Annotated in this window: 7 protein-coding genes, 18 tRNA genes and 3 rRNA genes (1 of these 28 cut by a window edge); 2 read left to right on the top strand and 26 right to left on the bottom strand. The window is 34.0% G+C overall.

Going from position 1 to position 11,033, the window contains the following annotated elements:
* Nucleotides 1-393: 393 nt before the first annotated feature.
* The 4 genes from AACH12_RS11700 to AACH12_RS11715 form a co-directional block, all read right to left on the bottom strand.
* Complete coding sequence (locus AACH12_RS11700) at nucleotides 394-1,851, bottom strand: aminoacyl-histidine dipeptidase (RefSeq protein ID WP_338535590.1); 1,458 nt, start codon at nucleotides 1,849-1,851, stop codon at nucleotides 394-396.
* Nucleotides 1,844-2,203 (bottom strand): hypothetical protein, encoded by a 360-nt coding sequence (locus AACH12_RS11705; protein ID WP_338535591.1) that lies wholly within the window; start codon nucleotides 2,201-2,203, stop codon nucleotides 1,844-1,846. Before AACH12_RS11705 ends, AACH12_RS11700 begins: the two co-directional genes overlap by 8 nt.
* Entirely contained in the window at nucleotides 2,203-2,550 is a 348-nt protein-coding gene (locus AACH12_RS11710) for a PqqD family protein (RefSeq protein ID WP_338535592.1), read from the bottom strand. The genes AACH12_RS11705 and AACH12_RS11710 overlap by 1 nt, the downstream gene beginning before the upstream one ends.
* Before the next feature lie 108 nt (nucleotides 2,551-2,658).
* Nucleotides 2,659-4,578 (bottom strand): OPT family oligopeptide transporter, encoded by a 1,920-nt coding sequence (locus AACH12_RS11715; protein ID WP_338535593.1) that lies wholly within the window; start codon nucleotides 4,576-4,578, stop codon nucleotides 2,659-2,661.
* A gap of 288 nt (nucleotides 4,579-4,866) precedes the next feature.
* Between AACH12_RS11715 and AACH12_RS11720 the strand changes: the two genes are divergently transcribed.
* Nucleotides 4,867-5,538 carry a TetR/AcrR family transcriptional regulator gene (locus tag AACH12_RS11720; protein WP_338535594.1) on the top strand — a complete coding sequence of 224 codons (672 nt, stop codon included), beginning with the start codon at nucleotides 4,867-4,869 and terminating at the stop codon, nucleotides 5,536-5,538.
* Nucleotides 5,539-5,595: 57 nt separating this feature from the next.
* Here AACH12_RS11720 and AACH12_RS11725 read toward each other — a convergent pair whose 3' ends face one another.
* Nucleotides 5,596-6,621, bottom strand: a complete 1,026-nt coding sequence (locus AACH12_RS11725) for an HD-GYP domain-containing protein (RefSeq protein WP_338535595.1) — start codon at nucleotides 6,619-6,621, stop codon at nucleotides 5,596-5,598.
* A gap of 69 nt (nucleotides 6,622-6,690) precedes the next feature.
* Between AACH12_RS11725 and AACH12_RS11730 the strand changes: the two genes are divergently transcribed.
* Nucleotides 6,691-7,758 (top strand): ribonuclease H-like domain-containing protein, encoded by a 1,068-nt coding sequence (locus AACH12_RS11730; RefSeq protein WP_338535596.1) that lies wholly within the window; start codon nucleotides 6,691-6,693, stop codon nucleotides 7,756-7,758.
* Nucleotides 7,759-7,859: 101 nt separating this feature from the next.
* On the opposite strand, the gene AACH12_RS11735 is transcribed toward AACH12_RS11730, so the two are convergent.
* The 21 genes from AACH12_RS11735 to AACH12_RS11835 form a co-directional block, all read right to left on the bottom strand.
* Nucleotides 7,860-7,935, bottom strand: a tRNA-Phe gene (locus AACH12_RS11735).
* A 31-nt stretch (nucleotides 7,936-7,966) separates the two neighbouring features.
* Nucleotides 7,967-8,043: transfer RNA gene (locus AACH12_RS11740), tRNA-Pro, on the bottom strand.
* A 29-nt stretch (nucleotides 8,044-8,072) separates the two neighbouring features.
* A tRNA-Trp gene (locus tag AACH12_RS11745) sits at nucleotides 8,073-8,148 on the bottom strand.
* 7 nt (nucleotides 8,149-8,155) lie between these two features.
* Nucleotides 8,156-8,232, bottom strand: a tRNA-Ile gene (locus AACH12_RS11750).
* A 16-nt stretch (nucleotides 8,233-8,248) separates the two neighbouring features.
* Nucleotides 8,249-8,339, bottom strand: a tRNA-Ser gene (locus AACH12_RS11755).
* Nucleotides 8,340-8,351: 12 nt separating this feature from the next.
* Nucleotides 8,352-8,440, bottom strand: a tRNA-Ser gene (locus tag AACH12_RS11760).
* 5 nt (nucleotides 8,441-8,445) lie between these two features.
* Nucleotides 8,446-8,521, bottom strand: a tRNA-Lys gene (locus AACH12_RS11765).
* A gap of 6 nt (nucleotides 8,522-8,527) precedes the next feature.
* Nucleotides 8,528-8,602 (bottom strand) — tRNA-Gln (locus AACH12_RS11770).
* Between the two features lie 7 nt (nucleotides 8,603-8,609).
* Nucleotides 8,610-8,683 (bottom strand) — tRNA-Gly (locus AACH12_RS11775).
* A 15-nt stretch (nucleotides 8,684-8,698) separates the two neighbouring features.
* A tRNA-Tyr gene (locus AACH12_RS11780) sits at nucleotides 8,699-8,783 on the bottom strand.
* Nucleotides 8,784-8,789: 6 nt separating this feature from the next.
* Nucleotides 8,790-8,865, bottom strand: a tRNA-Thr gene (locus tag AACH12_RS11785).
* A 26-nt stretch (nucleotides 8,866-8,891) separates the two neighbouring features.
* A tRNA-Asp gene (locus tag AACH12_RS11790) sits at nucleotides 8,892-8,968 on the bottom strand.
* Nucleotides 8,969-8,974: 6 nt separating this feature from the next.
* Nucleotides 8,975-9,050 (bottom strand) — tRNA-Val (locus tag AACH12_RS11795).
* 38 nt (nucleotides 9,051-9,088) lie between these two features.
* A tRNA-Glu gene (locus tag AACH12_RS11800) sits at nucleotides 9,089-9,163 on the bottom strand.
* A gap of 5 nt (nucleotides 9,164-9,168) precedes the next feature.
* A tRNA-Met gene (locus AACH12_RS11805) sits at nucleotides 9,169-9,245 on the bottom strand.
* 8 nt (nucleotides 9,246-9,253) lie between these two features.
* Nucleotides 9,254-9,329, bottom strand: a tRNA-Met gene (locus AACH12_RS11810).
* A 173-nt stretch (nucleotides 9,330-9,502) separates the two neighbouring features.
* A tRNA-Leu gene (locus tag AACH12_RS11815) sits at nucleotides 9,503-9,591 on the bottom strand.
* Between the two features lie 11 nt (nucleotides 9,592-9,602).
* Nucleotides 9,603-9,677, bottom strand: a tRNA-Asn gene (locus AACH12_RS11820).
* Between the two features lie 5 nt (nucleotides 9,678-9,682).
* A 5S ribosomal RNA gene (gene rrf / locus AACH12_RS11825) occupies nucleotides 9,683-9,799 on the bottom strand.
* Nucleotides 9,800-9,913: 114 nt separating this feature from the next.
* Nucleotides 9,914-10,030, bottom strand: a 5S ribosomal RNA gene (gene rrf, locus AACH12_RS11830).
* Between the two features lie 106 nt (nucleotides 10,031-10,136).
* Nucleotides 10,137-11,033: ribosomal RNA gene (locus AACH12_RS11835) — 23S ribosomal RNA — on the bottom strand; it runs 2,029 nt beyond the window's last position.

The raw sequence follows: 11,033 nt of genomic DNA on the forward strand, positions 1-11,033 counted from the left end.
CTTTATATAAATTATCATAGGGCTAAAAGCCCAAGGTAAGTTAAACGAAGTTTAACGAATGCACTGCTTTATTTACTTTTATATAAATTTTCATAGGGCTAAAAGCCCAAGGTAAGTTAAACGAAGTTTAACAAATGCACTGCTTTATTTACCTTTATATAAATTTTCATAGGGCTAAAAGCCCAAGGTAAGTTAAACGAAGTTTAACGAATGCACTGCTTTATTTACCTTTATATAAATTTTCATAGGGCTAAAAGCCCAGGGTGAGTTAAACGAAGTTTAACGAATGCACTGCTTTATTTACCTTTATATAAATTTTCATAGGGCTAAAAGCCCAGGGTGAGTTAAACAAGGTTTAACAAATGCACTGCTTTATTTACTTTTATATAAAACTTACTTCATTCTTTTTAATACTTCACATAAAAATTCATACACTCTTCTTGTTGAAGAAATACTTAAATGTTCATTTGGAGTATGAACATCATAAATATTAGGTCCAATTGATATCATATCAATATCTCCAACTTTTTCTTTTAATAATCCACACTCAAGACCTGCATGAATTGCATCGATTTTAAGTGATTTTCCATACATATCTTTGTAAACTGATTTCATTTTCTCTCTAATATCTGAAACAGGTTTAAATTCCCACTCTGGGTAATTTGCATGAAGTTCCATTTTAGAATTTGTTAAATCAGCAATAATTTGAATTCTTGAATTAATTTCTTCTTTAAGCGATCTAACTGAACTTCTTACAGCCGAATTAAAAATCACTTCATTTTCATCAGTAGTTAGTACTCCTATATTAAGAGAACTTTCTACTAAGCCCTCTATATCAGCGCTCATAGTTTGTATTCCAAAAGGTATTAACCTTAAAACGTCGATTATATTTTTTGTAGTACTATCATTCATATATTTGCTAACACTCGTAATCTTTTTACCTTCAACTTTTATATTTGGATCTGAAGTTTTAAATTCGTTATTAATGATTTTTTCAAATTTTTCTAAAATAACAATAGCGTCTTCAGAGTCTTTTTTGTCCATTACAATTTTAGCGATTGCAAACTTAGCAATTGCGTTCATTTTTTCTCCACCATTAATATCGCTAATATTAAGCTTAATATCTTTTTTCATTTCCTCGAGAAGTCTTCCCATTAATTTAATAGCATTAGCTCTATTTTTATTAATCTCCATACCAGAATGTCCACCAAGCAAACCTCTTATAGAAATTTCCAAAGTTTCAGTATTTTCGCTAATATCATTGTTCCATATTATAGGAGTTTTAACAATATTATCAACACCACCTGCACAAGATGAAAGTGCAGTGCCTTCTTCTTCTGAATCTATATTAATAAGAACATCACCTTTAACAAGTCCTTTTTCAAGACCTAATACTCCATCCATTCCTGTTTCTTCTGATATTGTAACAAGAGCTGTTATTTCAGGGTGCATCATATCTTTAGAATCTAATATTGCCATTGACATTGCAACAGCAATTCCATTATCTGCTCCAAGTGTTGTTCCTTTTGTTCTTATTACATCTCCATCTACATAAATATCAATTGGATCTTTCTCAAAATCAAATTTTAAGCCTTCCTCTTTTGCGCAAACAATGTCACAATGTCCTTGAAGGATGACACTAGGAGCTTTTTCATATCCCTTAGATGCAGGCTTTTTTATAATAACATTTAAAATATCATCTTGAATAACTTCAAGATTTCTATCTTTTGCAAATTTAACTAAATAATCACTCACACCTTTTTCATTTCCAGACCCTCTTGGAATCTGAGTTAGTTCTTCAAAAAATTGAAATACTTTTTCTGGCATTAAACCTTTTAAAACATTAGACATTATTAACACTCCTTAAATTATAATATTCATTTTTCCCTTTTGATTCTTTTACAATAAGATTCTCTTTTAGCAGTTTATCTAATACTGCTTTAGTAAAAACTTTTGAATCTGTAACTTTGATTTTTTTCTTTGACCAAAATAAAGATCCTTTTACTCCATCTATTTCATATTTTAGCTCTTTAAAAGACATTTTACCATTCTTTTTAAGGAGTTTTATTATCTTTTTTTCAACTTTATTGTAAATTACATTTAGCAGTTCACTATTTTTATTTTGATCTTTTATAATACCCCACGCACCTACAAGTGCAATTGTAAACGCTAAAGCTAATATTCGTAATATTATACCAAACATTATATTTTCTCCAAATAAATAAATTTATTGTTTCTTAGTATCACAATATATTCAGCAAGTCTTTTATGTAAAGGCTCTATTTTATCACCAAATTTATCTAACAATATATTGCCAACATCACCAATGCTATTCTTTCCATCTACTGCAATCCAAACAGTACTACCTATTTCATCTAATTCGATTTCCATTTTTTTTGGCGTTTTTATAAAAAAGCGAACAAACCTATCCACTATGCCATCTCTAGGGATAATTATTTTTACTAAGCCATCACTCGACACTATAAATTCTTGATTTTTTTTTCGTTTAGGCACTAATTCCAAAAAATTATCTTTTTTATCAACTTTCATAATAAACCTCCAAAATACAAATAACTACTTATTTTCAAAATAATCTCTGACTCGCACTTAGTATGCAAGCCAGAGAATTTTATAACTAAAACGAATTAAACTTAAATTCTATTTTTTATTTATTTTAGGATCATGTAGTAATGAATACTTAATTAGTGAGAATACTAATAAGCCAAAGAACACTAATGCCCCTATTTGACCAAGATTTGGTAGTTTAGGTAATGGAATGTGAAAAACAGCTATTACTGCAAGACATATTCCTAGTAATCCTTCACCTGCAATCAAACCTGATGCGTATAAAATACCTGAATCAATCTTAGCTTTTATTGTTTCATAAGCACTTTCAGCTTTTTCTAATTTTTTATCAAGAATTCCTCTAATAAATCCACCTACCATTATTGGAGTAGAAAGATGAATTGGTAAATAAAGTCCAATTGCAATTGGAAGAACTGGAAGACCAAGTAATTCAATGGCAACTCCAATACCAACACCTGTAAATACTAATGCCCAAGGTAGATTTCCACCCATAACACCTTCTATAACTAATCTCATTAAAGTAGCTTGTGGAGCAGGAAGTTCTTGTGATCCAAATCCCCATGCACTATTAAGAAGAATAAGAACACCACCAATTGCAAATGCAGCAACTACAGCACCAATTAATTCTCCATACTGTTGTTTATAAGGAGTAGCTCCAACTAAGAAACCCGTTTTTAAATCCTGAGAAGTATCTCCAGCCATTGCAGCTATTATACAAATAATAGCACCAACAGTTAATGTTCCAATCATTCCTGCATGTCCATCGTTACCAGTTGCTTTAAATACTAAAGCAGTGATAATAAGAGTTGCAATAGTCATTCCTGAAACTGGGTTTGAAGAACTACCAACTAAACCAACGATTCTTGATGAAACTGTTGCAAAGAAAAATCCAAAGATTGCAATTAACAACGCTCCTGTAAATCCTACAGGTATAATAGGAAGCATCATCATAGCAAGAATTATTGCAAGTGAACCAATAAGTACAACTTTCATTGACATATCTTTATCAGTTCTAAGACTTGATAGAGAACCAACTCCACCACTATAATCCTTCATTGCATCTTTAAATGTTTGTATAATAAGTGGAAGAGATTTTATTAAACTAAATACTCCACCAAATGCAACTGCACCTGCTCCAACGTATCTTATATAATAATTCCATATTCCCCAATATCCAAGTTCACTAATAGGTACTGATGCTGGGTACATAATAACATCACCCATTGATCCTATATTTGCGATAAGTGGAATAAAACCAAACCATCCTATTACAGCACCTGCTAACATATATGCTGAAATTGTAGGCCCTATTATAAATCCAACACCTAAAAGTGCAGGAAGAACATCTGCTCCGATTGCTGCTCCATTATAACCTGGTATTGCTGTTTCAACTTCGCTTGGAAATAAATGAAGTCCGTCAGCTATGAACTTATAAAGAGCTCCTATTCCTAAACCAGTAAAAGTAGCTTTTGCTTTTGCTCCACCTTCTTCTCCGGCTAAAAGAACTTCAGCACAAGCTGTACCTTCTGGATAAGGTAGAATACCATGTTCTTTTACAATTAACGCCTTTCTAAGAGGAACCATAAATAGAACTCCAAGTATTCCTCCACAAAGTGCAATTGCTGTGATAGTTACTAAACTTGGCGAACCAAGTCCCCACTGCTCACTCCATATAAAAAGAGCTGGTAATGTAAATATTGCTCCTGCTGCAAGTGACTCACCAGCTGAACCTATAGTTTGTACCATATTGTTTTCAAGTATTGATTCTTTTTTTAATAACCCTCTAATAATTCCCATTGAAATTACTGCTGCAGGTATTGACGCGCTAATTGTCATACCAACTTTAAGTCCTAAATACGCATTAGCAGCACCAAATACAATAGCAAGTAAAATACCTAAAAACAGTGATGTTTTAGTGAATTCTGGTAGCACTTTATCTGCTGAAATAAATGGTTTAAATCCATTATCATTTTTCTTTAATGGTTTTTCCACGAGTTTTCCCCCTCAATATTTAATTAATAATTAATGAATATCTTAGTTACTTTACAAAATGAGTACGTTTTTTTTAATTGCAATTAAAAAATATTAACATTGGAAAAGGCAAAATAATTGTTTAATAATTCGAAATAATTCAAATATTAAATTTACGAAACATAGCCATTTCAATGCTCGATTTGATTATATATATTTAATTAAAAGATTGTCAATCCCATTTTTTACTTGAAATTTTATATCAAATTGTGTTATACTCTACCTAACGATAGGTAGGGGGTGCTTCTAATGTCTACAAAAAACAATATTATCAATTCTTCTATAAAATTTTTTTTAATTTATGGTTATGATAATACTTCTCTTAATATGATTGCTAAAGATATTGGTATAAAAAAGCCATCACTGTATCACCATTTTAAAAATAAAGAGGAATTATTCAAAATTGACTTTGAATATATAATAAATTCCTTACTAGATAAGATTAAACTAGCTGCAAATTTAAAACTTGACCCAAAATATATGCTCGAAAATTTAATTTCTGGGTTAATTGAGTACAATCTTAATCTCTCATTATCTTTAAAACTTGATCCAAATAAATTAGTAGATATCAGCTCGTTTTTTTCAAGTTCAATTAATAAATTTCCCGAACTTCAAGTTTTAGTTGATTCATATTATGATTTTCTTAAATTATCTTTAGTTAAAATTATTAGAAGTGGACAACGAAGTGGAATTATTATCAAAGATCTTGATAGAGAAATGAGTTCTTATATAATTATTTCTACTATTGAAGGTTTATTTACACTTAGTACCATTTATTCGAAATTTAATATCACAGTTTATAGACAACGCATATTTGAAAACATGTGGAAATCATTAACTTATAATAACTCTAAATCTAATAAATCGTTATTTAAGAAAAAGGCAAAATCAAAGACCCTTTCAATCGGTACAAAGTGGTAACAAGCAAATAAAAAAACACCATAATCATTATAGTAGATTTTGGTGTTTTTAAACAAATTATATTATTTCAAGTATATCAATTGAATAGTCGGTAGATAAATCAATAAAATTTCTCTCAGTTTTTATTAAAGGTCGATTTCTGCAATATTTATTTAAAAAAACAATTTCTCCATTTTCACCAGTAGTTAGTTTCACCCTGCTTCCAACATAAAAATCAGAAATGTTTTTAATAAATAATACACAAAGGCCTTCATCGAGCTTCTTATAACTTAGTTCATTTATAAGGTCTATCGCTTTAAAAGGTGATATTTTCCTTCTATATACTTTATCACTTGTTAATGCATCAAAGATATCAGCAATAGCAATTATTTTTGGAAAAAAAGATATGCTATCATAAGTCATTCCCATTGGGTATCCACTTCCATCTTTTCTTTCATGATGATAATATATACCATCTATGATATTTTTATTTAATGAACTTGAAATACTTACAATATCTTTTGCAAACTGTGTGTGCATCATTATTTCGTTAAATTCTTTTTCATTTAATGAACTTGGTTTGTTAATTATTGATAGAGTAACTTGACTCTTCCCAATATCATGTAGAAGTGCAGAAAGTGATAAATCATAAATATCTCGTTTAGTTAATTTACTCCATTTTCCAATGATTGCTGATAAAAGTGATACATTTACAGAATGTAAATATGTATATAAGTCATTTATACTTATGCCTCTAAGCGTTTTAAGTATGTCATTATTCTTTAATATTAAGTCAACAAGAGGATATAATTTACTTTCAATTGCTAGTATATCAATATTTTTTCCTAACCTTGAATTCATGTAAGAAGTTTTATAAATTTCTAATAATTCTGTATATAAATAGGTAATACTATTTTCGTCAATAATTTCTTTAACATTATCATCAACAATATAGATAAAATCAATATCAAACTTTTTTAAACTTTCTATATTAGCACTACTTAGAACTGAATCTCTACTTAAAAATTCTATTCCATTTTCGTTAATTACATTTTTTGCAACAATCATACCTGCTTGTAAATCATTGACATCAATAAATTTCATTTTAGCCTCCATCTGAATGATAAATTTGTTATACTTATTATATCAAATTTATTAACAAATGAGGACAATATGATTGAAATATTTGAAAAAGAACTAGATTACAAAATAATAATGCCAAAATGCCTTACTGATATAAACTTATCTAACATATGTATTTTCGATATAGAAACAACCGGTCTTAGTAGAATAGAATCAAAAGTTGTTTTAGTAGGTTTTGTTGAAATATTCAGCAATAAGCTAAAAATAACGCAATTCTTTTCTAATTCTCTTAGTGATGAATCAGATTTATTGAAACTATGTATTGAAAAATTTAGAGGTAAAGACTTATTGATTTCTTATAATGGTAACGCTTTTGATATTCCATTTTTAAATAGTAGGTTTAATAAACACAATATTGACTACTATATATCAAAAAATTTAAGTTTAGATTTACTAAAAATAGTAAGAAAAAATAAAAATTATCTAAATTTAGAAAATTATAAACTTAAGACTGTAGAAAAATTTTTAGGAATAAAAAGAACTGATACAATTAGTGGTAGAGAAAGTGTAGAATTATATTATGAATTCTTAAACACAAAAAATCCAAAATTAAAAAACAAAATTTTGCTACACAACTTTGAAGATATCAAATATTTATATGAAATACTTAAAATATTAGACTATTGCAATATTCAGTCCATATATAGCGAATATTTTTTTAAACTCAATTTAGTAAATAATAATCTATTAATTAATTTTAATTCATTTAGTAATTCAACACTTTATCTAAATAAAGTTTCAATAAAAAATTCAGAAGCAAAACTAGAATTTAATTTATCAAATAATTCAAAATCACTTATTACTACAGGTTATTCCGAATTTGAATTTGTCAAACCCTTTGCAAGTATAAAATACAATTCGCATACTAAACATATAGTTCTAATTCTCCCCATAATTACTCTAAAACTTAATGAAAATAAACATTATTTTTTTAATGTCAACGAATTTTATAATAACAATATTTTCAATAAACTTACTAGCAGTGAAAAAGAAAAAATACTTTTCAAATACAATAAGGATATTTTATATTTTAATATTTTTAAATATTTAGATAACAATCTAAATACTATAATCAACAAGATTGTAGATTATAACTAAAAGCTAAAAAGGCTGATCTTTATTACTTAATGATCAGCCTTTTTTATACAATAAAAAAACTACCCATGTGAGTTAACAATCATGAATAGCTTTTTTCTAAATGGTGCCCAGAGGCGGAATCGAACCACCGACACGGGGATTTTCAGTCCCCTGCTCTACCGACTGAGCTATCTGGGCAAATCTATAAAATAAATTATAAATATAATAATGGTCGGGGTGACAGGATTCGAACCTACGACCCTCTGGTCCCAAACCAGATGCGCTACCAAACTGCGCTACACCCCGAAATATTTTGTCCTGTTCTAAAACTTTGTTGGCAGGGGTGACAGGACTTGAACCTACGACACGCGGTTTTGGAGACCGCTGCTCTGCCAACTGAGCTACACCCCTAAATATATGGTGGACCTTCAGGGACTCGAACCCCGGACCGTCCGGTTATGAGCCGGGCGCTCTAACCAGCTGAGCTAAAGGTCCATATATAAAATTACAATGGCGGAGAAGGAGGGATTTGAACCCTCGCGCCCCGTAAAAGACCTACTCCCTTAGCAGGGGAGCCTCTTCAGCCACTTGAGTACTTCTCCAAAAACTGTATCTGGCGGAGAGGGAGGGATTCGAACCCTCGTGGGCTTGCACCCTAACGGTTTTCAAGACCGCCCCGTTATGACCACTTCGGTACCTCTCCTTATTTGGTGATCCATCCGCGACTTGAACGCGGGACACCCTGATTAAAAGTCAGATGCTCTACCAACTGAGCTAATGGACCATATTATGGCTGGGGATACAGGACTTGAACCTGTGGTGACGGAGTCAAAGTCCGCTGCCTTACCGACTTGGCTAATCCCCAATCTTTCTGGAGCGGGTGAAGGGAATTGAACCCTCGCAACTGGCTTGGAAGGCCAGGGCTCTACCACTGAGCTACACCCGCAAGTAATTAAAAATTTGGTGGAGGAAGATGGATTCGAACCATCGAAAGCGCTGCTAACGGATTTACAGTCCGTCCCCTTTGGCCACTCGGGAACTCCTCCACTTTATGGAGCCAGTGATGGGACTCGAACCCGCGACCTACTGATTACAAGTCAGTTGCTCTACCAATTGAGCTACACTGGCACATATCTATGTGCTTTAAATATAAATGGCGACCCAGAAGAGACTCGAACTCTCGACCTCTAGCGTGACAGGCTAGCGTTCTAACCAACTGAACTACTGGGCCATTATTTGGTGGGAGTAACAGGGCTCGAACCTGTGACCCCCTGCTTGTAAGGCAGATGCTCTCCCAGCTGAGCTATACTCCCACATTTGTTTCATTTTGCTAGGATGTTTCTTATATAAATGGTGACTCCTAGGGGAATTGAACCCCTGTTACCGCCGTGAAAGGGCGGTGTCTTAACCGCTTGACCAAGGAGCCATATATGGTAGCGGCAAGTGGATTCGAACCACTGGCCTTTCGGGTATGAACCGAATGCTCTAGCCAGCTGAGCTATGCCGCCATGTTTTTTGGTTGCGGAGACAGGATTCGAACCTATGACCTCCGGGTTATGAGCCCGACGAGCTTCCAGCTGCTCCACTCCGCGATGATTTGATAAAATTTTCTTTGCATTTCTGCGTCAAATGCTTCATAAAGTTCAATCACGTATATTATACGTTCACTCACTTTATTCATTTTTTCCTTGAACTACTCGCAAATTTTAACAAATGTAGTTCATCTTCTTTGCCTTTCTGCGTTACTACTTTTACATTTTGTAAATGGTGCCGAGGACCGGAATCGAACCGGTACGATCGGTAAGGATCGCAGGATTTTAAGTCCTGTGCGTCTGCCAGTTCCGCCACCCCGGCACATCATTTTTTGGCTCCAAGGGTGGGGCTCGAACCCACAGCCTATCGGTTAACAGCCGATTGCTCCACCATTGAGCTACCTTGGAACAATAACTAGCAACGACCTACTCTCCCAGGGGACTGCTCCCCAAGTACCATCGGCGCTAAGAAGCTTAACTTCTGTGTTCGGTATGGGTACAGGTGTAGCCTTCTTGCCATCATCACTAGATTATTTTGTACAATATCATTAAATCATTACATAAAGTAACGACATGAATAATCTTACTATATACTTATAGATTTGTCAACTCAAAAACTTGTTTTTTAAAAAAACTAAAACAATAACTAGCAACGACCTACTCTCCCAGGGGACTGCTCCCCAAGTACCATCGGCGCTAAGAAGCTTAACTTCTGTGTTCGGTATGGGTACAGGTGTAGCCTTCTTGCCATCATCACTAGATTCATTTGCTACAATTTACTTCATTCACTGAATTACTCGTAAATTCTATCAAATATATTTGGAATTGTTCTTCCAAAACTGCATATGGATTAAACGTTTTTTTCTTGTGGTCAAGACCTCGACCTATTAGTATCTATCAGCTTCATACATTGCTGCACTTTCACCCTAGACCTATCAACCAGATTTTCTACCTGGGGTCTTACTCACTTGAAGTGATGGGAAATCTTATCTTAAGAGGGGCTTCGCGCTTAGATGCCTTCAGCGCTTATCCTTTCCATACTTAGCTACTCAGCTATGCTCTTGGCAGAACAACTGATACACCATTGGTATGTCCATCCCGGTCCTCTCGTACTAAGGACAGATTCTCTCAAATTTCCTGCGCCCACAGCGGATAGGGACCGAACTGTCTCACGACGTTCTGAACCCAGCTCGCGTGCCTCTTTAATGGGCGAACAGCCCAACCCTTGGGACCTAATTCAGCCCCAGGATGAGACGAGCCGACATCGAGGTGCCAAACCTCCCCGTCGATGTGGACTCTTGGGGGAGATAAGCCTGTTATCCCCGGGGTAGCTTTTATCCGTTGAGCGACGGCCCTTCCATTCGGTACCGCCGGATCACTAAGTCCTACTTTCGTACTTGCTCGACCTGTATGTCTCGCAATCAAGCTCCCTTCTGCCTTTGCACTCTTTGAATGATTTCCAACCATTCTGAGGGAACCTTTGAGCGCCTCCGTTACTCTTTGGGAGGCGACCGCCCCAGTCAAACTGCCCGCCTGACATTGTCCCTGTACCGGATCACGGTACCAGGTTAGAACGCTGATATACAAAGGGTGGTATCCCAAAGGCGACTCCTCACAAACTGGCGTTCATGTATCACAGTCTCCCACCTATTCTGTACATTATATATCAAAGTCCAGCGCCAAGCTGCAGTAAAGCTCCACGGGGTCTTTCCGTCCTGCTGCGGGTAACCGGCATCTTTACCGGTACTACAATTTCACCGAGTC

The sequence above is a fragment of the Helicovermis profundi genome, assembly GCF_033097505.1.
Lineage (GTDB): Bacteria > Bacillota > Clostridia > Peptostreptococcales > Acidaminobacteraceae > Helicovermis > Helicovermis profundi.